General features: G+C 68.6%; 20 protein-coding genes. 10 read left to right on the forward strand and 10 right to left on the reverse strand.

Features of this window, described 5'->3' with window-relative positions:
* Positions 1-21 precede the first annotated feature (21 nt).
* The 6 genes from ACFV6H_RS35695 to ACFV6H_RS35720 all read left to right on the forward strand — a co-directional run bounded on the left by ACFV6H_RS35695 (position 22) and on the right by ACFV6H_RS35720 (position 7,328).
* A complete protein-coding gene (locus ACFV6H_RS35695; RefSeq protein WP_385550766.1) occupies positions 22-1,098 on the forward strand; it encodes a hypothetical protein in 1,077 nt (358 codons plus the stop codon).
* A 64-nt stretch (positions 1,099-1,162) separates the two neighbouring features.
* Positions 1,163-2,356 (forward strand): toxic anion resistance protein, encoded by a 1,194-nt coding sequence (locus ACFV6H_RS35700; RefSeq protein ID WP_384785106.1) that lies wholly within the window; start codon positions 1,163-1,165, stop codon positions 2,354-2,356.
* A gap of 17 nt (positions 2,357-2,373) precedes the next feature.
* Positions 2,374-3,966: an extracellular solute-binding protein gene (locus tag ACFV6H_RS35705; protein ID WP_385550883.1), complete on the forward strand. Its 1,593-nt coding sequence runs from the start codon at positions 2,374-2,376 to the stop codon at positions 3,964-3,966.
* Positions 3,953-4,579, forward strand: coding sequence for a hypothetical protein (locus ACFV6H_RS35710; protein WP_384982235.1), 627 nt, complete (start codon positions 3,953-3,955; stop codon positions 4,577-4,579). The genes ACFV6H_RS35705 and ACFV6H_RS35710 overlap by 14 nt, the downstream gene beginning before the upstream one ends.
* A 214-nt stretch (positions 4,580-4,793) precedes the next feature.
* On the forward strand, positions 4,794-5,402 hold the full coding sequence (locus tag ACFV6H_RS35715) for an ALF repeat-containing protein (protein WP_385550769.1): 609 nt from the start codon (positions 4,794-4,796) through the stop codon (positions 5,400-5,402).
* Between the two features lie 1,686 nt (positions 5,403-7,088).
* Positions 7,089-7,328, forward strand: coding sequence for a ricin-type beta-trefoil lectin domain protein (locus ACFV6H_RS35720; RefSeq protein WP_385550885.1), 240 nt, complete (start codon positions 7,089-7,091; stop codon positions 7,326-7,328).
* Positions 7,329-8,787: 1,459 nt separating this feature from the next.
* Here ACFV6H_RS35720 and ACFV6H_RS35725 read toward each other — a convergent pair.
* Positions 8,788-9,180, reverse strand: coding sequence for an ATP-binding protein (locus ACFV6H_RS35725; protein ID WP_385550771.1), 393 nt, complete (start codon positions 9,178-9,180; stop codon positions 8,788-8,790).
* A gap of 200 nt (positions 9,181-9,380) precedes the next feature.
* Between ACFV6H_RS35725 and ACFV6H_RS35730 the strand changes: the two genes are divergently transcribed.
* Together ACFV6H_RS35730 and ACFV6H_RS35735 are read left to right on the forward strand one after the other, a co-directional pair.
* The gene (locus ACFV6H_RS35730) at positions 9,381-10,253 is read left to right on the forward strand and encodes a helix-turn-helix domain-containing protein (RefSeq protein WP_385550773.1); all 873 of its coding nucleotides are present in this window, start codon (positions 9,381-9,383) and stop codon (positions 10,251-10,253) included.
* Complete coding sequence (locus ACFV6H_RS35735) at positions 10,250-10,501, forward strand: DUF397 domain-containing protein (protein ID WP_384982220.1); 252 nt, start codon at positions 10,250-10,252, stop codon at positions 10,499-10,501. The genes ACFV6H_RS35730 and ACFV6H_RS35735 overlap by 4 nt, the downstream gene beginning before the upstream one ends.
* A 43-nt stretch (positions 10,502-10,544) precedes the next feature.
* On the opposite strand, the gene ACFV6H_RS35740 is transcribed toward ACFV6H_RS35735, so the two are convergent.
* A complete protein-coding gene (locus tag ACFV6H_RS35740) occupies positions 10,545-11,441 on the reverse strand; it encodes an alpha/beta fold hydrolase (RefSeq protein WP_385550775.1) in 897 nt (298 codons plus the stop codon).
* Positions 11,442-11,682: 241 nt separating this feature from the next.
* Between ACFV6H_RS35740 and ACFV6H_RS35745 the strand changes: the two genes are divergently transcribed.
* Both ACFV6H_RS35745 and ACFV6H_RS35750 read left to right on the forward strand, forming a co-directional pair.
* Positions 11,683-12,276 (forward strand): DinB family protein, encoded by a 594-nt coding sequence (locus ACFV6H_RS35745; protein WP_385550777.1) that lies wholly within the window; start codon positions 11,683-11,685, stop codon positions 12,274-12,276.
* Positions 12,277-12,483: 207 nt separating this feature from the next.
* Positions 12,484-13,335: a fumarylacetoacetate hydrolase family protein gene (locus tag ACFV6H_RS35750; RefSeq protein WP_385550779.1), complete on the forward strand. Its 852-nt coding sequence runs from the start codon at positions 12,484-12,486 to the stop codon at positions 13,333-13,335.
* A gap of 17 nt (positions 13,336-13,352) precedes the next feature.
* On the opposite strand, the gene ACFV6H_RS35755 is transcribed toward ACFV6H_RS35750, so the two are convergent.
* From ACFV6H_RS35755 to ACFV6H_RS35790, 8 genes are all read right to left on the reverse strand, one after another.
* Positions 13,353-15,644 (reverse strand): molybdopterin cofactor-binding domain-containing protein, encoded by a 2,292-nt coding sequence (locus ACFV6H_RS35755; protein WP_385550781.1) that lies wholly within the window; start codon positions 15,642-15,644, stop codon positions 13,353-13,355.
* A complete protein-coding gene (locus ACFV6H_RS35760; RefSeq protein WP_385550783.1) occupies positions 15,631-16,671 on the reverse strand; it encodes an FAD binding domain-containing protein in 1,041 nt (346 codons plus the stop codon). Before ACFV6H_RS35760 ends, ACFV6H_RS35755 begins: the two co-directional genes overlap by 14 nt.
* The gene (locus ACFV6H_RS35765; RefSeq protein ID WP_385550785.1) at positions 16,668-17,300 is read right to left on the reverse strand and encodes a 2Fe-2S iron-sulfur cluster-binding protein; all 633 of its coding nucleotides are present in this window, start codon (positions 17,298-17,300) and stop codon (positions 16,668-16,670) included. The genes ACFV6H_RS35760 and ACFV6H_RS35765 overlap by 4 nt, the downstream gene beginning before the upstream one ends.
* A 158-nt stretch (positions 17,301-17,458) precedes the next feature.
* The gene (locus ACFV6H_RS35770) at positions 17,459-18,151 is read right to left on the reverse strand and encodes a response regulator (protein WP_385550787.1); all 693 of its coding nucleotides are present in this window, start codon (positions 18,149-18,151) and stop codon (positions 17,459-17,461) included.
* A gap of 3 nt (positions 18,152-18,154) precedes the next feature.
* Complete coding sequence (locus tag ACFV6H_RS35775; RefSeq protein WP_385550789.1) at positions 18,155-19,432, reverse strand: sensor histidine kinase; 1,278 nt, start codon at positions 19,430-19,432, stop codon at positions 18,155-18,157.
* Between the two features lie 75 nt (positions 19,433-19,507).
* Positions 19,508-20,416 (reverse strand): CPBP family intramembrane glutamic endopeptidase, encoded by a 909-nt coding sequence (locus ACFV6H_RS35780; RefSeq protein ID WP_385550791.1) that lies wholly within the window; start codon positions 20,414-20,416, stop codon positions 19,508-19,510.
* A gap of 139 nt (positions 20,417-20,555) precedes the next feature.
* Positions 20,556-21,092: a hypothetical protein gene (locus ACFV6H_RS35785; protein ID WP_385550793.1), complete on the reverse strand. Its 537-nt coding sequence runs from the start codon at positions 21,090-21,092 to the stop codon at positions 20,556-20,558.
* Positions 21,093-21,122: 30 nt separating this feature from the next.
* Positions 21,123-21,785: a hypothetical protein gene (locus ACFV6H_RS35790; protein WP_385550795.1), complete on the reverse strand. Its 663-nt coding sequence runs from the start codon at positions 21,783-21,785 to the stop codon at positions 21,123-21,125.
* Positions 21,786-21,845: the final 60 nt, after the last annotated feature.

Raw genomic sequence — 21,845 nt, forward strand, 5'->3', positions numbered from 1 at the left:
CTCCGCGAGCACGCTTCGTACGTGAGACGCATCGTGGGAATCATCCTGGCGGTGCTGCTGATCGGCGGAGTGGCAGCAGCCGTCGTGGCAGGCCGAGAGAGCCAGGTATCGAGCACGGCAACGAAGACCGTGCGTGGGGTCATCGGTTCGGAGAAGGCCGAGTTCTTCGCCGATCCCGACGTGGTCAAGGCCCTGGACGAACGTGGTTATACCGTGAAGACGGAGACCTCCGGCTCCTGGGCCATGGAGGAACTCTCTCTCGACGGTACCGACTTCGCCTTTCCGTCGTCCACGGCACCGGCCGACGAACTGGCCGACAAGTATCAGGTGCCGGGCACACCGCCACGGCCCTTCTACTCGCCGCTGGTGGTCGTCGCCCATCGCTCCGCCGCCGAGGTCCTGGCCCGTAACGGGCTGGCCACCCTGGACGGCGAGTCACGCGGCACCCTGCGGATGGGCCCGTATCTGGAGGCGGCACGCAAGGAGCGCACCTGGCAGCAGCTCAAGGGCTCCTCGGCCCATGCCGAGCTGACCGGGACGGTCTTCATCGCCAGCACCGATCCGATGACCTCCAACTCGGGCGCGCTCTATCTCGCCGCCGCGTCCTATGTGGACAACGGCGGAAAGGTCGTGGGCGACAAGGCGGCGGTCGCCCGTACGGCGCCGCTGCTCAAGCAGCTCACCGTCGTCCAGGGCGCCCAGCAGACCAGTTCCGACGCGCCGTTCCGCGACTTCATCAGCGGTGTCGGAAATCCGCTCGTACTGGTCTACGAGTCACAGGTGGCCTCGGTGCTGCTCCAGAAGCAGGACGTCGGCGATCTGGTGGTGCTCTATCCGGACACCACCGTCATCAGCGACCACACGCTCGTACCGCTCACCGACGACGGCCGGGCGCTCGGCGCGCTGCTCACCACCGACAAGCGGCTGCGCGAGCTGGCGGTACGGCACGGCTTCCGCCCGCAGGGAGCCGCGGCGGAGTTCACCGCCGCGACCGCTCCGTACCAGGCCTTCCTCAACCAGCGGCTGACCGGTGTCCGCCAGGCGCCCGTGCCGACCACCGAGTGGCTGCACGCGATGGCGCAGCGGGCCAGGTCGTAGCTCTTCGCTGCCCTTCGCCGCTCTTCGCTCTTCGCTCTTCGTCAAAGTCCCAGGGGGGAACCGCATGTCCACAGAGCAGAGCCCCGGCCCGGCCGGCTCGGAGCTGATCCTCACACCGCCCGAACCCGTCCCGCCGGTCCGTACCGAACAGGCCGCAGGACTGGTGCCGGTCGACGACTCCGTACGCACGGAGATGACGCGGCGCGCCACGGACTATGTCGGATCGCTCGCCGCGCTCGACGCCCGCTCGCCCGAATTCACCGCCCGTATCGGTGAGATCGCGAATCTCGGCTCCGGCGAGATCCGCAGCGCCGCTCAGCAGTCCAACCGGATGCTGGACCGTACGATCCACTCCCTCTCCTCCGGCGGCGAGGACGCGCAGGCCCGGGTGTCGTCCTCGCTGGTCGAACTGCGCCGTACGGTGGAGGACCTGGACCCGCGCGACACTCCGGGCAAGGGAGCCCGCCGCTTTCTCTCCAAGCTGCCCGGCGGCAACAAGCTGCGCGATCACGCCGCCAAGTACGCCTCCTCGCAAGGCACCTTGAACAAGATCGTGAGCTCGCTCCGCGGCGGCCAGGACGAACTGCGCCGTGACAACGCCGCGTTGCACACCGAGCGGACGCGGCTGTGGGAGACCATGGGCAAGCTCCAGGAGTACGCGGTGCTCACCTCGGCGCTCGACACGGCGATCGAGGAGCGGATCGGTACGGTCGGTCTCACGGACCCGGCGCAGGCCGACGCGCTGCGCGCCGATGTCCTCTTTCCCGTGCGGCAGAAGCACCAGGACCTGCTGACGCAGCTCGCGGTGTGCGCGCAGGGCTATCTGGCGATGGATGTCGTACGGCGCAACAACGAGGAGCTGATCAAGGGCGTCGACCGCGCCGCGACCACCACGGTCTCGGCGCTGCGGATCGCGGTGATGCTCTCCTCGGCGCTGGAGAACCAGCGCAAGGTGACCGAGCAGGTGAACGTCCTGCGCTCCACGACGGAGGATCTGATCCGCGGCAACGCGGAGATGCTCGCCACCCAGAGCGGTGAGATCCAGCGCATCGCGGCGGATCCGGCGGTCGGCGCGGAGACACTGCGCTCGGCGTTCCAGCAGATCTACCGGACGCTGGACGCGATCGACACGTACAAGATCCAGGCGACGGAGTCGATGGCCTCCACGGTGGAGTCCCTGACGGCCGAACTCCAGAGCGCCAGCACATATTTGGGGCGGACCCGCACGGCGGGCGCGCTGGAAGGAGGCCTTCAGTGAGACGCAGGCTGACCGGGATGGCTGTGGTGGCGTCTTTGCTGGCCGTCGCCGCGTGCACCAGTGGCGGGGACGGTGCCGCCAAGAACCCCGATTCCGGCCCGGACACGACGTACCGCCCGGGCACCCTGCGTGTGCTCGCCTCCAGTGAACTCGCCGATATGCAGGGCGTGCTGGACCAGGCGGAGCAGAAGACGGGCGTGAAGGTGAACGCCACCTGGACCGGCACGCTGGACGCCGCCGATCTGATCGCCTCGGGCAAGGCGGACGGCAAGTACGACGCGGTGTGGCTGTCGTCCAACGACTATCTGCGGCTGGATCCGGGAGTGTCGCAGCGCATCACGAACGAGACGCCGATCATGTCCTCGCCCGTCGCGCTCGGTGTGCGGACGGAGACCGTACAGCGGCTCGGCTGGCAGCCGGACGAGGTCACCTGGTCACAGGTGCACCAGGCGGTCGTGGCCGGGAAGCTGACGTACGGGATGACCGATCCCGTGCGCTCCAACTCCGGTTTCTCCGCACTGATCTCGGTGGCCTCCGGGCTCTCGGGCGCGCAGTCGGCGCTCACCGACGCGGATGTGCGCCGGGCGACCGGAAAGCTGAAGGAGTTCTTCACCGGGCAGAAGCTGACGTCCGGTTCGTCCGGCTGGCTGGCGACGGCGTACACCCGGCGCGGCAGCGTGGCCGCGCTGGTGAACTACGAGTCGGTGCTGCTCTCCATGAACCGGGACAGCAACACCGGACTCACCGTGATCCGTCCCAAGGACGGTGTGGTGACCGCCGACTATCCCTTCACGCTGCTGACCTCGGCGCCTCAGGAGGCGCGGGAGGCGGGCCAGGCGCTCACCTCGTATCTGCGCGGCCCGGAGGCGCAGAAGGCGCTGACCGAGCAGACGTTCCGGCGCCCTGTGGTCCCGTCCGTACCGCCCGCGGCGGGCCTGGCCACCGACAAGCGGCGCGAACTGCCCTTCCCGGGCTCGCGTTCGGTCGCCGACGGGCTGCTCGACGCGTACGAGAACCAGCTCCGCCGGCCCTCGCGCACCGTGTACGTACTGGACACCTCGGGCTCGATGGAGGGCGAACGGCTCTCCCGGCTGAAGGACGCGCTCGCCGGGCTGACCGGTACGGACGACTCCGCGACCGGCGAGCGGTTCCGTGACCGGGAGGAGGTGACGCTGATGCCGTTCGGCTCCGAGGTGAAGAAGGTCCTGAGCCATACGGTGGACCCGGACGGCCGGGCCGCCGCGCTGGACGCCATCCGCGCGGACGCCAGGGCGCTGTCGGCGTCCGGCGACACGGCGATCTTCAGCAGTCTGCGGGAGGCGTACTCCCATCTCGGCAAGGGCGGTTCGGGCTCGGACGCCTTCACCTCGATCGTCCTGATGACGGACGGCGAGAACACGAGCGGCGCGAAGGCATCCGATTTCGACAGCTTCTACGCGGAGCTGCCGCCCGACCGCCGGTCCACTCCGGTCTTCCCCATCCTCTTCGGCGACTCGGACCGCGCGGAGCTGGAGCACATCGCCGAGCTCACGGGCGGCCGGCTGTTCGACGCGACGGGCGGCGAGGAGTCGCTCGACGGCGCCTTCGAGGAGATCCGTGGCTACCAGTAGAGGACTCGGCAGGGCACTGGCGTATCTGGAGTCGCGCAAAAACCTGGTGGGCAGCGCGGCGGGCGTGGGCGGCCTGGCCCTCACCTTCACGGGCCTGGCGGGCGCGTACTGGCCGGTGGTGGTGGCGGGACTGTACGGCGCGGGCGCGCTGATCGCGCCGCCGGAGCGCCCGGACGCGCCGGCCTTCGCCAATCCGGCGGAGCAACTGGACGAGATACGCGCCGACTTCACCAAGCTCCGCGCCTATCTCGCCGAGGTCGACCTCCCGCCCACCGCGGCCGGCCGCCTCACCGAGCTCACCGAGGTCCTGGCCGCCCTCCTGGAACCGGGCTGGGTCGCTGACGCGTTGGCGATGGACGCGGAGGGTGTGCACAGCCTGTCGCGGGCGATCCGCCAGGACGTGCCGGAATCGGTGGACACCTTCGTACGCACCCGCTGGTGGACCCGCCTCCAGCCGGGCACCGAACCTCCGGAACGCCACCTCGAACGCCAGCTCACCGTCCTCTACGACGAGGCCCGCGCCCTGGCGACGGCCCTGCGGGAGGCGGAGTCCCGCCGCCAGGAGACCCACACGCGCTACCTGGAGGAGCGGCACAGGCCACCGGGGACGTGAGGGGAAGGTGAGGGGAAGAAGCGGCATGTCGGCGGCACGTCAGCGGGCCGGTGACCGGCCGGCGCGCGACTGGCCGGTACTCCGAGACGCCGATACGCCGGTACGCGGACGGCAACGACGGTCGGCGAAGACTGCCCACCACCGGCAATGACGTCGGTGGCCCACAGCGGCGAGGATCTTCGCACCAAGAGCTCGACAAGGGAGGCACACACCCATGAGACCGTCCCGCGCTGCCCTGCTCGTCGCGGCCACCGCCCTGACACCGGCCCTCCTCTTCACCACGCCGGCGTTCGCCACGGACTCGACGGCCACGTCGACGACCGTGGCGGCCACATCCGTGACGGCCACGTCCGAAACGCCGGTGGACGAGATGTCGGAGGAGGACCTCCGCATCGCGATCCTGCGCATCCTGGCCGACGAGGACAACGGCAAGGCGGGCGTCCGAGAGGCCAACAAGGCCCTAGACGGCACCGTGGAGGAGATGCGCACCTTCCTGAAGACCGGCTACCGCCTCGCCCAGACCGAGGACGACCGCGTCGCCGTCTTCCGCATCCTGTTCCTGGCGACCGAAAACGGCGACAAAGCAGTCATCCGCGAAGTCAACAAGACCCTCAACGACGGCAGCCCAGAAGCCCTGCGCACCTTCCTGGAAACGGGCTACCGCCTCGCCCAGGCCGAAGACGACCGCGTCGCCATCTTCCGCATCCTCGCCGACCCGACCATCAGCGACGCCCTCCGCGCGGCTGCCGAGGAGGTCATCGACGGTACGCCGGAGGAGCTGCGGTACTTCCGGGAGGTCGGGCAGTACGAGGTGGACGGCTAGATGCCTGTTTCCTTCCCGGCCTGCGGGCCGGTGGTGGAGTACGCAGGAGTGGAATGGGGCTTCTGGGCCCGGCTTAGCGTCGAACCGCCGTCTGTTGGCTGAGGTTCAGGACCGCTGCTGGGGTGGGGTTGTTGTCTGCGGGTGCAGACCGAGGGGTAGTCGGGCCGAACCGGTAGGTCCTGTGTGACGTGGGGGCCGCCCCTTGAGGTTTCAGTTTCGCGACTCCGGGCCGGGCGTCAAGGGCGCTCCTCCGTCGCGTCGGCTGCGCCGATTCCGCTGCGCTCCACCCTTGACACCCGACCCTCCATCGCAAGTACAGGCATGGGAGGGGCGGCCCGGGGGGAGGGGTCCCCGGGGGGCTCACTTGTGGGCCCCGTTTCCTTCCGGCCTGCGGCCCGGCGGGTGGTCTGCGCACCAGTGGAATGGGGCTTCAGGGCCCGGCTTAGCGTCAGACCGCCGTCTGTTGGTTGGGGTTCAAGACCGCTGCTGGGGTGTGTGGGTGGTGGGGTGGGCGGGGCTGTCCGGAAGGAAAATGGGCCCGTGCGGGCCGTCGATACGTCCTGAGGACGGCTTATCGCTACCCAGGACACAAGACCGGCCTCGGAGGACCCTCAACGGGCAGCCAAACAGGTACATATGGGGCATCGATCGATGTCCGCCAGCCCTTCTCCGAAGATGAGGGCCGTCCGACGGTCTCTTGTGTCCTGCGGACGCAAGAACGAGTCATTCTCCGCCCACGACCCCAGGACGGACACCGGCCTGCCGCTCCACCGGGCCTCCGGCCTGGCGGATGGGATGGGCTGATGCCCGGGGTGCCACTCGGTCACGGATCTCAGACACGGGACTGAACCCCAGCAAACAGCGGACGGTCTGACGCTGAGCCGGTGCCGGGCCGCCCCATTCCACTGCCGCGTACTCCACCCACCGGGCCGCAGGCCGGAAGGAAACAGGGACCCATATCTGAGCTCCCCGGGGACCCCTCCCCCGGGCCGCCCCTCCCACCTTCCTTCAGCGGGGGCGGGACGGGGGTCAAGGGTGGAGCGCAGCGGAATCGGCGCAGCCGACGCGACGAAGGAGCGCCCTTGACGCCCGGCACGACCCCGCCACAATCAAAAACAAAGGGGCGGCCCCCACGCCACACCAAACCAACCGGCCCACCGCAACTACCCCTCGGTCGTAACCCGCACCGACAACCCCACCCTCACAGCGGTCCTGAACCCCAACCACCCACCAACCGCCCGACGCCAAACCAACCCCAGAAGCCCCACTCCACTAGTGCGCGACCACCATGCACCTGCCGTCACGGGCCGTTCTGCATGTGACGCATATGGCTTCAAAAATGAGGGGAACCTTTCGAGGCTGCAATCACCCAGATCCGCTGGCCAGGACCAGCAGATGCGTCCCGGCTGATGCGGATCTGCCGACCGTGAAGGGTTCCGCCTCGTGGCTAACGTATTTCGTAAGCTCCTCGTACCTGCCCTTGTCGCACTGACGTCCTCCGCGTTGCCGTCGGCCGCTGTGGCGGCCGCCGCACCTGCCGATGCGGTCTCGGCCGTAGGCACCATGTGCCTGTCCAGTGACTACCCGAGAACCCGCATAGTCAACGTGGAGTCATGCAACTCCTCCGCGCCCGGCCAGCGCTGGACCATCAACGGCGAATCAATCTCCGAGTCCGTGTACCCCGGCATGTGCCTGGCCAATGACTACCCGAGATCCCGCATAGTCAATGTGGAGCCGTGCGACTCCGGGTCCCGCCAGCGCTGGACCATCAATGGCGAATCGATCTCTGCGTCCGCGAACCCCGGTATGTGCCTGGCCAGTGACTACCCGAGGACCCGCATAGTCAACGTGGAGCCGTGCAACTCCTCCGGGCCCCGCCAGCACTGGACCGTACAGGGAGAGCAGATCAGCATGACCTTAGTGTGACCCTCTGATCCACTTCAGCAGCCTCTCGCCCGCTGGTAGGCGCGCCCTGCTGATACGCGCGGCGGCGCCTACCAGCACCGGGGGCGCAAGAGGTAGTCGAGGTGGGCCGATAGGTCCCGTGCCACGCGGGCGCCGGGTCCCTGGGAGGGTCAGTTACTGGTGCTGGTCCTTCCCGGGCCTGCGGGATGGTGGGTGGAGTACGCGGCAGTGGAGTGGGGTGGTGGCGCGTCGGCTCGGCGTCGGACTGTTGTTTGTTGGTTGGGGTTCAGGACCGCAGTTGGGGTAGGGCCGTTGTCTGCGGGTCAGGACCGAGAGGTAGTCGTGGTGGACCGGCAGGTCCTGTGCCACGTGGGGGCCGCCCCTCTGTTTTTGATTGTGGCGGGGTCGTGCCGGGCGTCAAGGGCGCTCCTTCGTCGCGTCGGCTGCGCCGATTCCGCTGCGCTCCACCCTTGACCCCCGTCCCGCCCCCGCTGAAGGAAGGTGGGAGGGGCGGCCCGGGGGAGGGGTCCCCGGGGAGCTCAGATATGGGTCCCTGTTTCCTTCCGGCCTGCGGCCCGGTGGGTGGAGTACGCGGCAGTGGAATGGGGCGGCCCGGCACCGGCTCAGCGACTGACCGTCCGCTGCTTGCTGAGGTTCAGTCCCGTGTCTGAGATCCGTGACCGCATGGCACCCCGGGCACCAGCCCATCCCATCCGCCTAGCCAGGGCCCCGGTGGAGCGGCAGGCCGGTGTCCATCCTGGGGCCGTGGGCGGAGAATGACTCGCTCTTGCGTCCGCAGGACACAAGAGACCGTCGGACGGCCCTCATCTTCGGAGAAGGGCTGGCGGACATCGATCGATGCCCCATATGTACCTGTTTGGCGGCCCGTTGAGGGTCCCCGAGGCCGGTCTTGTGTCCTGAGTAGCGATAGGCCGTCCTCAGGACGTATCGACGGCCCGCACAGGCCCACTGTCCTTCCGGACAGCCCCACCCACCCCACCACCCACACACCCCAGCAGCGGTCTTGAACCCCAACCAACAGACGGCGGTCTGACGCTAAGCCGGGCCCTGAAGCCCCATTCCACTGGTGCGCAGACCACCCGCCGGGCCGCAGGCCGGAAGGAAACGGGGCCCACAAGTGAGCCCCCCGGGGACCCCTCCCCCGGGCCGCCCCTCCCATGCCTGCACTTGCGATGGAGGGACGGGTGTCAAGGGTGGAGCGCAGCGGAATCGGCGCAGCCGACGCGACGGAGGAGCGCCCTTGACGCCCGGCCCGCAATCGCGAAACTCAAACCTCAAGGGGCGGCCCCCACGCGGCACAGGACCTACCGGCCCGCCCCGACTACCCCTCGGTCTGCACCCGCACCCAACAACCCCACCCTCACAGCGGGACTGAACCCCAACCACCCACCGGCCGTTTGCCGCTGAACCAACCCCAGAAGCCCCACTCCACTGCTGCGCAACCACCACACACCTGTCGTCACGGGCCGTTCTCCAGCCTGAAGATCAGGCCCTTTCCGGTCAGCGTGGTGACGACGGACCAGCCCGGCGCGAGGATGTCGAGGAGTTCCAGTCCTCTGCCGTGGCTGTCCCACTCGGAGTGCGGGCGGCGCGCGGGTTCCGTCTTGGAACGGTCGTGCAGTTCGATCTGCACCGAACTCCCCAGCGGCGAATGGCAGATCAGATCGAACCCGCCACCGCCCGCGTGCAGCACGGCATTGGTCGCGGTCTCGCTCACCAGCAGCTTGACGGCGTCGTGGTCGACCCAAGGGAACGGCGCGTAGGCGCGGCCGGCGAAGGCTCTGGCCTGTCGGACGGCGACGGGAGTGCAGGGGTAACGCTCGACTGCCAGGACGTAACCGCGCGGATCCATGGATGGAGACCTTTCAGCCGGGCATGACGGATGGTTACGCGCTGCGGTCGGTCGAGTACGCTCGCAGCGCGCGCAATGCAGTTTGGTCGCGCGACCAAGCGCGCGCAAGTCGATCGTGTGGAGTCACCCTCGAAGAGTCGGTTGCGCCCATCTGACCGTTACGCTGCTGGCGTTGGTCCGTCACCCGGGAGGAACTACCGTTGCCCGCAAGCGTCAACCCCAACGCGATCTTCGCCATGCGGAAGGTCGGTGAAGAGCTTGCGCGCCTGCGCGAGAAGGTCCGGCTTCGGCAGGACGACGTCGCGGTGCGTCTCGGCTGCACGCGGCACACGGTGAGCAAGTTCGAGCGCGGCAAGGCGTTCCCCACCTCGGAACAGCTCGAAGAGATGCTGAAGTTGTACGACGCGAGCGCTGACGAACGCGCCGCCGTTGTGGCGACGATAGACCGGAGCAAGTCCTACGGCCGCGCGTGGTACGAACAAACAAGATTCCAAACGCTCTATCGGGGCTCCTCATACCGTTACCTCGCCCTCGAAGACGCCGCGTCCCACATCTCACTGCACTCGGGAACGTACGTGCCGGGCCTACTCCAAACCCGCGAATACGTCGAAGCACTCGCGGAATTCGGTCAGAAGAACGAAAGCGCGGAGCACCGTGAAGTCTTCGTCGAGAGCCGGATGAATCGGAAAGGGGTCCTCTCCCGGAGCGACCCCGTCACCCTGGACGCGCTCTGCCTGGAAGCTGGCCTTCAGGCCGTTGTCGGCGGGCCGGAGGTCATGCGCGCACAACTCCGGCACCTGCTGTCGTGCGCCGAACAGCAAAACATCACTCTCCGAGTGATTCCTCTCGCCGCAGGAGTAGCGGGCGTCTCAAGCTCCCTGTTCACCATCATGGACTTTCCTGGCGCTGACCGTAGCGTCGTAGCGATGGACATGGCACGAGGGGATGCTTTCGAAGATGATCCCGCCAACGTCCGGCGCTTCCGCCGGAAGTTCGCCAACCTGGCTGAGCACGCCTTGGACGAAAAAGCAACTGCCCAACGTATCGCAGAGATCGAAAAGGAACTCTCATGAACAACCGGAAGGACGCTCTCTACGCCGCACCGCTCGACGGCGAGTGGGAGAAGTCCTCGTTCAGCTTCGGTTCGAGCGACAACTGCGTTCTGATCATGCCGATTTCGGGCGGAGTCGCCTTCGGTGACTCCAAGGCAAGGGACCTGGACGGGGCGCTCAGGTTCACCGACAAGGAGATGCTGGCCCATATCCTCGCGGTCAAGGCCGGCCAGTACGACCACCTCATCCCCGACGGCACCGAACTCTGAGGCCGCCGTCGGGGCGAGGCGTCAACTCACCGTCCACTCACCCTCAACTCACCGCGTCGATCGCCGACTTGATGACCTTGACGACAGCGGCCGGGTGCGAGATCAGCGTCAGGTGCGAACCGCCCTTGAACGTGGTGATCTTCGAGCCTGCCCGGCGCGCCATCATCAGCTCGGACTCGGCCGTGATGATCTGGTCGCCGGTGCTGATGAAGTACCACGACGGGATCGTCTTCCACGCCGCGTACGTGGACGGTGTGTCGAACGCGGCCATCGACGCGGCACGTTGAGTTGCCCAGAGGTTGGTGGCCTGCTGGACCGGTAGGTCCTGGGCGAACTTCTTGACGAAGATGTCCTGCTTCAAGTAGAGGTTCGTCGTGCCTTCCGGGGCGTTCGCGTACGGGACGCTGTCGAACAGCGTCTCGGGCGGCGCGTTGAGCGCCGATGTCGAGCCGCTCAGCGACCCCGTGGTCTCGCCCACGGCCGGCGCGGCGGCGTCCACGTACACGAGCGCCTTCACGTTGTCGGTCCGGGCGGCGGCGTTCGTGATGACCGAGCCGCCGTACGAGTGGCCGACCAGGACGATCGGGCCGGGAATGCTCTTGAGGAAGTCGGCCACCGTCTCCGCGTCGGTGGCCAGGCCCTCCAACGGGTTGCCGATCGCACGCGCGGAGTATCCCTCGCCGCGGAGGATCTTCACCTCGCCGCTCCAGCTCGATGTGTCGGCCCAGGCGCCGTGGATCATCACCACCGTCGGCTTGGCTTCGGTGCCACCGCCTGCGGCGACGGCAGGACGGGCACTCGCGGTGGGAACGGTGGCGGCGAACGCCGTGGCGGTGACGACGACCGCGATCGTGTACCCGCGACGCGGACGTGCCCCCGTACGTATCCGGGGACGTGTCCGAGGACGTATCCGCAGGCCAGGCGTGGACGGCACAGCCATCTGGTCTCTCCTTCGAACGGCGGAAGAGCTGTCCTCAGCGTCACCGCCCCGAGTCCACAGGTCGCGCGTTCAGAAGCAGATGAGTGAAATGAAACCGCCACCCGGGTGATGTTCTCCGCGCACCCGTGATGATTGGCCGCCGTCAGGCACGCTGCCCGCTCGCAGCACCGGCTCCCGGCACCCCGCTCCCAGCACCGGCTGTCAGTGCCGGCTGTCAGTGCCGGGTGGGAGACTGCCGGGCATGATCGAATCACAAGCAAAAGCGGACCTTCTCCACTATCTGCAAGCCGCCCGTGAAGCGCTGCTGTGGAAGCTCGACGGGCTCTCGGAGTACGACATCCGCCGCCCGCGGACGCCGACCGGTACGAATCTGCTGGGGCTGGTCAAGCACATCGCCGCTGTCGAGCTGGGGTACTTCGGCGATACGTTCGGGCGCCGGTTCTTCGACGAGCCGCCGTCCTGGTACGGGGAGGGCGCGGAACCGGACGCGGATATGTGGGCCACCGCGGACGAGTCCCGCGAACAGATCGTCGGGCTGTACCGGCAGGCGTGGAAGCACTCGGACACCACGATCGCCACGCTGCCGCTCGACGCGATCGGTCATGTCCCGTGGTGGCCGGAGGAACGGAGAGAGACGACCCTGCACCATGTCCTGGTACGCGTGATCGCCGACACCCACCGCCACGCCGGCCACGCCGATATCGTCCGGGAACTCCTCGACGGAGCCGTCGGGATGTCGGAGGGCAACGACAGCATGCCGCCGGGCGATCAGTCGTGGTGGGAGGACTACCGAAACCGACTGGAGCGCGCGGCCCGGGAAGCCGGCCAGGGCTGATCCCTCCTCGGAGGCAGAGAAGATGCGGCCGAGGAGGGTGATACGGCCGAGGAGGACGAGGACTTCGGCACCTGGTAGCCGAGGGCTGCGGTGATCGCTGCTATGCGTTTCCGAGTTGCCGGAGGTTGAGGCCCGTGCCGTAATTGGTATCGGCCTGTCTCGGACCGACAGTTGCCGGTCGACCACCTCTGCCGCGAAAGGTGAGCGATGAAACTCGCGACGTTCGATACTGGCAACGGTGAGCGTGTCGGTTTCATCGATGGTGACGAGGTCGTGGATCTGACGACGGCCGACCCGTCAGTGGCGACGATGATCGAACTGCTGGAGCGCGACCCGAAGAAGGTATGGGCCTCCTCCGGCTCAGCCGCGAGGCTGCCGCTGTCGGGTGTGAAGCTGTGCGCGCCGGTGCCCAGGCCACCCAAGTTTCTCGCCATCGGCTACAACTACGCCGCCCACCTCGAAGAGACCCACATGGAGCGGCCGACCCGCCAGGCTTGGTTCAACAAACAGCAGACCTGCATCATCGGGCCCGGCGAACCGATCTGGATCCCGGTGATCGCCCCGGACGAGGTCGACTACGAGGGCGAACTCGGTTTGGTGATCGGCAAGCGGTGCAAGAACGTCCCGAACGAAAAGCGCGCGGTGCTGGACGTGATCGCGGGGTTCACCATCGTCAACGACGTCAGTGTGCGCGACTGGCAGACGCTTGAGCCGGGCATGGTGGTCAGCAAGTCTTTCGACACCCACGGCGCGATCGGTCCGTGGATCGTCACCCCGGACGAGATCGGCGACCCGCTCGATCTGCGGTTGCGTACGTACGTCAGTGGCGACTTGCGCCAGGACGGACATACGGCGGACATGCTGTTCAACCTGTACGAGCAGGTCGCCTACCTCTCCAGTGCGTTCACCCTGGAGGTCGGAGACGTGCTGGCCACCGGCACCCCGAGCGGCATCGCCTGGCACCGGCCCGGCAAGTATCTCAAGGCGGGCGACACCATTCGCATCGAGATCGACAAGATCGGAACCCTGGAGAACCCGGTCATTGACGAACCTCGCTGACCGCCCTGTCACTCCCGTCACTCCTCCAGCGGCGGCAGGGCCGGCAGGAGGCTTTCGAGCGTGATGGGGAAGTCACGTACGCGTACGCCCGTGGCGTTGAACACCGCGTTGGCGACCGCCGCGCCGGCTCCGCAGATGCCGAGTTCGCCTACGCCTTTGGCACCGAGAGGATTGGCCTTGCCGTCGAAGCCTTCGAGGATGACGGCGTCGATCTCGGGAATGTCGGCGTGGACGGGCACCATGTACTGCGCGAGATCGCGGTTGACGAGAGCGCCGGACCGTATGTCCACGGCCACCGCCTCCTCCAGGGCCATTCCCAGCCCCCAGATCATGCCGCCGAGGAGCTGCGAGCGGGCCGTCTTGGCGTTGAGGATGCGGCCCGCCGAGAACACGCCCAGCATCCGCCGGAGGCGGATCTCGGCGGTGTCGGCGTCGACGCCGACTTCGGCGAAGTGCGCTCCGTAGGTGTTGATCGAGTAGGCGGCGTAGTTCGGCTCCTCCGCCATCGGGTACGTCTCGCCGTCCGCCTCCATGCCCCCGCCCCCGCCCCCGCCCTCGGGACGGATACGTCCGACGATCTCACCCAGCGGCACGGACACACCGCCGCGGCCACCGTCGGCGCCGTCGACGCGCACGCTGCCGTCCGCCAGGACCGCCGTCGCGGGATCGCGGCCGTACAGCGGCGAGCGCGCGTCGCCGCACGCCGCGGCCAGGAGCTTCTCGCGCAGGGCCGCGCACGCGCGGTGGACCGCGGTGCTCGAATTGCCCGCGCCCCAGGAGGCGCCGGAGCCGCCGCTGACCGGGAACTCGGAACGGCCGAGCTCGACGCGTACCCGATCGGGCGGCAGTCCCAGCCCGTCGGCGGCGACCTGCGTCAGCATCGTGTACGTACCGGTGCCCACGTCGGTCATGTCCGACCGGACGACAGCCGTGCCGTCCGCCTCCAGCCGGACCCGTACCCTGGTCGCCCACTGCGGGTGCGGGCGGATCGCGGAGGCCACGCCGTATCCGACCAGCCACCGTCCCTCACGCAGAGTCGCGGGCTTCATCGGGCGGCGCTTCCAGCCGAACCGGCGTTCTCCTTCGCGCAGACAGTCGACCAGATGGCGGTCGCTGAACGGCACACCGCGTTCCGGATCCAGCTCCGGCTCGTTGCGGATCCGCAGCTCGACCGGATCCATCGACAGCTCATGGGCCAGTTCGTCCATCGCCGCCTCCACCGCCAGCAGTCCCGGCGCATGGCCCGGCGCGCGGACGTCCTCTCCGCGCGGCAGGTCGAGCGCGGTCAGCCGGTGGCTCGTCGCGCGGTTGGGCGCGGCATAGAGGCTGCGCGTCGTGACGGCGGTCTGCTCGGCGTACTCCACATCGGGATTGGTGGACATGATGACGTCATGGGCGATCGCGACCAGCCTCCCGTCCCGCCCGCAGCCGAGACGGACGCGCTGGTACGAGGTGGGACGCATACCGACGAGCGGGAAGGTCTGCTGCCTGGTCAGCGCGATCTTGACCGGCCGGCGCAGCGTACGGGCGGCGATGGCCGCCAGGATCGTCTCGTAGTGGACGCGCAGCTTGGAGCCGAATCCGCCGCCGACGTACGGGCTGACGATATGGATCCGCTGTTCGTCCATCCGGAGCGTGCTGGCGATCGAGGTACGGGCCATATCCACGATCTGGACGCTGGTGTGGACGATCAGATCCTCGCCCTGCGGCACCACGAGACACGCGTGCGGTTCCATGGGCTGGGCGGAGCAGTACGGCGTCGTGTAGTGCTGATCGATCGTGACGTCGGCGGCGTCGAACCCGGCGTCGAAATCGCCCACCGCGGTGTCGGCGGCGAGGCCGATCTTCATCTTCTTCGGTGGATGGGCGTGGTCCAGACGGGCGGCGAAGTCGTACCGTCCCGGCTCGACGGTGTACGTGACGTCGATGAGCCCGGCCGCAGCCCGAGCCTGTTCGAAGGTCGTCGCGACGACAAGCGCGACCGGCTCACCGTGGAAGTGGATCTCTGGATTGGCGAGTGCCGTGAAGGCGCGCGGCATCTCCAGGAAGGTGGACTCGTCGCGGGTGCCCTGCGGCGGCGCGTTGTGATGGGTCATCACCAGGCGTACGCCGGGGAGGCGTTCGGCGCGTGTGGTGTCGACCCGCGTGATCCGGCCCTTGCCGATGGCCGCGCCGAGGATGAAACCGTAGAGTGGCGGGCCGGCTTCCCACTGCTCGTATACGTAGGTGGCTCGGCCGGTGACCTTGAGCGGGCCGTCGACGCGGTTGAGCGGCTGCCCGATCAGTGTGGCTTCCTCAGCTCGTGCCATGGTCGCTCTCATCTCGGCCGGATCGCTCCTGGGCCGTACGGGCCGCTCGGGCCGCCTCGTCCAGCGTGCGGCAGAGTGTCCGCTTGGCCAGCTCGATCTTGAAGTCGTTGCCGCCCTGCCCCACGGCGTCCCGCATCGCCGCCTCGGCCGCGGCGCGGTAGGTCGCCATCGTGGCGGGACGGTCCCGCAGCGAGTCCTCCGCTGCGAACGACCGCCAGGGCTTGTGCGCCACACCGCCGAACGCCACCCGGGCGTCGGCGATCGTTCCCGTCCCCCCGTCCGTCGAGACGATCGCCGCCACGGAGACCAGCGCGAACTCGTAGGAGGCCCGGTCGCGTACCTTGCGGTAGAGCTGTCCGCCCGGCGGAGGCGGCGGCAGGACGACGCCTGTGATCATCTCGTCGGGCCGCAGGACCGTCTCGATATGCGGAGTGTCGCCCGGCAGCCGGTAAAAGTCGCCGATGGCGACCGTACGTACGGACCGGTCGGCGCCGAGCAGTTCGATCCGCGCCTCCAGCGCCGTCATCGCGACGGCCATGTCCGAAGGATGCGTCGCGATGCAGGAGTCGCTCGCGCCGAGGATCGCGTGCATCCGGTTGACGCCGCCGATCGCGTCACAACCGGAGCCGGGATCACGCTTGTTGCAGCCGGAGTCCGTGTCATAGAAGTACGGGCAGCGCGTCCGCTGCAACAGATTGCCGCCGATGGACGCCATGTTGCGCAACTGGCCCGGGGCTCCGGCGACGAGCGCCTGGGCCAGGACCGGACAGCCGCTGCGTACGCGCGCGTCGGCGGCCACATCGGAGTTCGCCGCCTGCGCGCCGATCCGCAGTCCTCCGTCCGGCAGTTCCTCGATGTCCGCCAGAGGCAGCCGGCTGATGTCGACCAGATGGTCCGGCCGCTCGATCTCCAGCTTCATCAGATCGAGCAGATTGGTACCACCGCTGATGAACTTCGCGCCGGGCCGGGAGACGGCCGCCACCGCGGCCCGTGCGTCCGTTGCCCGCTCATAGGTGAAGGGCCTCACTCCGGGCCTCCTTTCGCGGCGTGACCTGCCCCGACGTGACCTGCCCCGTCAGCCGCGAGGTCCCCGTGAGCCGCGACGTCACGGATGGCCGCGGCGATGTTCGGATAGGCGGCGCACCGGCAAATGTTGCCGCTCATCCGCTCGCGGAGCTCCTCGTCGGTCAGCTCGATCCGCGCGGAGGAGACATCGGCGGTGGCATGGCTGGGCCAGCCCGCCGCCACCTCGCCGAGCATGCCGACCGCCGAACAGATCTGACCTGGAGTGCAGTAGCCGCACTGGAAGCCGTCGCGCTCGACAAAGGCCGCTTGCATGGGACTGAGATCGCCCGGTCGCCCCATGCCTTCGATCGTCACGATCTCGTCGTCCTGACGCATCACGGCAAGCGTCAGACAGGAATTGACGCGCCGGCCGTTGACCAGCACCGTGCAGGCGCCGCACTGCCCGTGGTCACAGCCCTTCTTGGTGCCGCTCAGCCGCAGGTGCTCACGCAGCGCGTCGAGCAGTGACGTACGCGGATCGATTTCGAGGCGCCGCGAACGGCCGTTGACGCTCAGCGTGATCGCGGAGAGGTGTGTCGCGGAGAGTGGTACGGACCCGTCCCGGGCCCGGTCCGCGTCCGGCTCGCTCATCGCAGCCTCCTTCCCGCCTCCGCCCGGCCTCCTAGGAGAGCGTTCAGAAGGGACGAACGGCATGCCTTATCCACCGTAACCCGGTCACAGCGGACACGAAACTCGCTGCCCGCTCAGTCCGTGCCCTCCCAGCCCGTGTCCGCTCAGTCCGTGTCCGCTCAGTCCGTGCCGGACACCAGGCCCACCCGGTAGGCGAGGACGACGGCTTGCACGCGGTCGCGCAGATGGAGCTTCATCAGGATCCGTGACACATAGGTCTTCACCGTTTCCGATGCGATGGACAGCTTCACGGCGATCTCCGCGTTGGACAGGCCGGCGGCGATCTGTTCGAGCACTTCGAGTTCGCGGCGTGTCAGCGCGCGTACGAGGTCCTCCCTGGCCGACCGGGATCTGTCGGCCGGGCGCAGATGTTCCGCGTAGTGGCCGATGAGCGTACGCGTGACGGCGGGCGCCAGCAGCGCCTCGCCACGGGCGATCGTCCGGACGCCGTTCACCAGCTCCGCCGGCGGCGCGTCCTTGAGGAGGAAGCCGCTGGCTCCGGCCCGCAGCGCTTCGTAGACGTACTCGTCTACGTTGAAGGTGGTGACGACCAGGATCTTCGCCGGGACGGTGGCATCGGGACCGGCGAGCTGTCTGGTCGCCTCGATACCGTCCACGACGGGCATCCGGATGTCCATCACGATCACGTCGGGACGCAGCCGTCGCGCGGCCTCCACCGCCGAGCGCCCGTCCTCCGCCTCGCCGACGACCTCCATGTCGGACTGCGCGGAGAAGATGGTGACGTAACCGGCGCGCACCAGTGCCTGGTCCTCACAGATGAGCACACGGATCGGTGGCGGCGAGTCGGGCATGGATCACTCCTGGGCGGGCCTCGACGGGATCAGGGCGCGGACGCTGAACCCGCCGTCGGGCCCGGCTCCGGCGACCAGTTCACCATCAAGCATCCGGACTCGTTCACGCAGCCCGTTGAGACCTCGTCCGCCCGAGGGGCCCGGGACTCGCGAAGGGCCCGGGATTCGCGGCTCCTGCGAGACCGGCGCGGTCGGAACCGGCGCGGTGGCGGTGCGTCCGTCGCCAGGCCCGTCCGTGGTCACCTCGATCTCGATGTGCTCGTCGCCGTACCGGACCAGTACCGCCGTACGCCGCCCGGTCGCGTACTTCAGCGCGTTCGTGAGCGCCTCCTGCACCACGCGGTAGGCGGCGAGTTCCACATCGACGGCCTGCGGTCGCCGCTCGCCCTGTTCGGTCCAGTCCACGGGCTGGCCCGAGAGCCGGGCCTGTTCAACCAGATCAACGACCTTTCCCAGGGCCGGCGCCCGGTCCGCGCGGGCCCGGTCCGCCGACGCCGATTCGCCGGTCGCCTCCAGCACTCCGAGCAGATACCGCAGTTCCGTCAACGCACGGCGGCCGGTGCCGCTGATGGCGGTGAGTCCTTCCGTGACACGCTCCGGCGCGGCCGGGAGCAAGAACTGCGCCGCGTCGGCCTGGACCACCATGGCGGTCACATGGTGTGTCACCACATCATGCAACTCGCGGGCGATACGCGCCCGTTCGGCGGCCGTGGCCACTTCGGCGGCCAGCCGCCGGCGCTCGGCCTCTTCCGCGCGCCATCTGCGTACCCCGGTCCCGGCCAGCCAGATCAGCGCCAGCGCCGAGAAGAACGCGAGGTAGTCCAGGGCCCTTTGTGGTGAGCCCAGGCTGTGCAGTACGACCGCCAGCGCGGCGTAGCCGACCGTCGACACCGCGACGAGCCCGCCGCGGAACCGGACTTGATGGGCTCCGGCCGCGTACAGCGCCAGATAGATCCCTACGGTGCCGAACGTCGGCGGACAGGCCAGCGTCTGATGAACCGCGAACGCGGTACCGACGACCGCGAGACAGAGCGCGGGCCATCGGCTGCGTATCGCCAGCGGCAGACACTGCGCCAGCGTCAGCGCCACACCGAGCGCGTCGGCCCGGCGCACGGGCAGATCGCCGAGCTGCGCTCCAATGGCCGACAGTGTCGGTACGAACGCGAGCACGGTGAGAAGTGCCGCGAGCGCGCCGTCCTTGACGTATCCGTCACGGGCTCGCCACCAGCCGAGCGGCGCCCGGAGGACACGTGTCCTCCAAGGCGCCTCGTCGATCTTCAATTCCGCTTCCTTCGTGCGAGGGAACGACCGGGCGTGAGGGATTGACCGTGCGATGGAACGACTGGGCAAGGTACGTCAGCGCTCGGCGCGGCGCATCGGTACGAGGCCGCCGCGCCGGTGGGCGAGGACGAGCATCGGGACGGCGAGCAGCACGCACACGACGACGGGCACGATCGACGCCTCAAGGCCGAAGCCGCCGCCCGTCAGCAGTGCCGGGCCGGAGACATCGGTGGTCAGCAGTCCCTCGGAGGCATGGCCGGAGACCGGGATGCCCAGCAGTCCCTCGGCGGTGTTCCAGGCGAAGTGGAATCCCACGACGAACCAGATGCTGCGCCGCCAGAGGAACGCGGCACCAAGGAGGAGGCCCGCCTCCAGGGCGATCGCGAGTGAACTCCACAGGGTGGCTCCCGGATTGGCCAGATGCAGTCCGCCGAAGAGGAGCGCGGTGATCGCGAGGGCCGCCCGACTGCCGTACAGCCGCTCCAGGGCCTGCACGGCGAGACCGCGGAACATCAGCTCCTCGGTGACCGCCGCGCCGAGCGATATGGCTGCCATGGGCGCCACGACCGACAGGAAGCCGCCGCCGGACCAGCTGAAGGAGTAGCCGCCGAAGGCCGCGATCAGCAGCGTGGAGAGAAGCACGAACGCCAGACCGATCCCGCCGCCGAGCAGCGCCTCCCTCCTGGCCCGCCCTCGGGCGAGCTCCGGCGTGGGCCGCCGCGCGACGAAGCGCATGACGGCCCAGTAGACGGCGACCGCGACGACCGCGCCCAGCACGGGCAGTACGGTGGCGGTCGCCGTACCGGGCTCGCCGCCCGAGGTCAGCCCCGCCACGCCGCCGACGCCGAGCACCCCGATCAGCATCCAGCCGAAGGGAGACCGGACGGCCCGCCCGACACGGCCCGTGGCCGCGCCCTGCTCCGGTCCGTACTCCCCGGCGCGCTCCGGGCGTGCGGAATGCGTTGCGGTGGACTTCGTATCCATGGTGACCTCCGTCGGCTTCAGCGGCGCGGTTCAGCGACCCACCGGAACCGTATGAAGACGACGACATCCACGAATCACCAACGAGCGGACAGTTCTTGTAGCTCTCCCGGGGGATACGGAACCCCGACGGCGACGTTGGTCACTGTTCCACCGTGAGTGCCCAAGTGACCGTGGAAGACGCGGTGATCCGGACCGTCCCTTCGGCCGGGGACCGCTTCAGATCGATCTCGTTGGAGGTGCCGCGTACCTCCTGAGCCGCACAGTCGAGGGAGAAGCTCAGACCGACCGGCTCGACCAACACCGAAAGTGTGCCCGTTCCCTGGCAGTTGACCTGTACTCCCAGCCGTCCGTCGCCGATCTTCTTCGCGAGCGGCAGAGTGGCGTTGCCCTTGCGGGACTTCGCGGTGAGCAGGATCTCACCGCCTCGGAACGGCGGAGGAGCCTCGGAGACCGTCCCGGCGCCGGACGCGTCGGCGTCGGCGGGCGGCCGTGTCGCGGGCATGGTCACCGGAGGCGTGGACGGCTTCGAGCCGTCGCTGTCGCCGTCGCTCCCGGTACAGCCGCTCACGCCGAGCAGCGCGAGGACCGTCAGCGCGGTCGCCGTGAGCAGCGCCGGCCGCCCGTACCGCCTGTGCCGCCCGTACCGCCCGTGCGTCTGTACGAAGTCGAGGTTCACGGGCGGGAGTCTGTCACGGGCGGGAGTCTGTCACGGCTGGGTGTCCGGCACCGGTGTGCGGTCGCGGTCGGGGACGAGAGGTGGCAGTGGTGTGGAGCGGATGCGCGTGCGCGTACGGCGGGAGGAGGTGCGGAGATTGCTCAAGCCGTTGTCGTCCAGGGCGTTCCGGGCGGCCTTTCTGAACTTCGGCAGGTTCTCCGTCATGGGCTGAACCGTCTGCTCGAACGAGATCAGCAGGGCAATCGTGTCCTGTGGCAGCTTTCCGGCCGGATTCCTCTCCTGGTCCTCTCTGATCCGCCCGAGGTCCGCGCAGAGAGAGGAGATCACATCGACCGACTGGGCGAGCTCCTCCGCCAGCGTCGACACATTCTCCGGGCCCGCCAGGGCCACATCCACCCATACGGCTTTGACACTTGACGCCCGGTCCCGGCACTCGCGTACATAGGCGCTCGTGAAGTCGCTCAGGGCGTGCGGCCCCGGTTTCCGCTGGCCGATCGCCGTCTGGAGCTCTTCCATCGCGGCGATGAAGGCCCGGTAGAACCCATGGCGTGGTTCACGGCGTTGCCGGTGGTGTTCCATGTGCGCCGCTAGCCGGGCCGATTCGAGCTGTGTGCGGCCGGCGGCGAACGCGGCTCCTATGGTGGCGAACGTACCCGCCAACGCACCGCATACCGCGGCTAACCCTGCGTCCATGACTGTTGAGTCTGACCGCTCCCGCCGTCGAACGCGAGACCGCCTCAGGCCCCGATGCGC

Origin of the sequence: Streptomyces sp. NPDC059743 (assembly GCF_042732975.1) — a bacterium.
GTDB lineage: Bacteria > Actinomycetota > Actinomycetes > Streptomycetales > Streptomycetaceae > Streptomyces.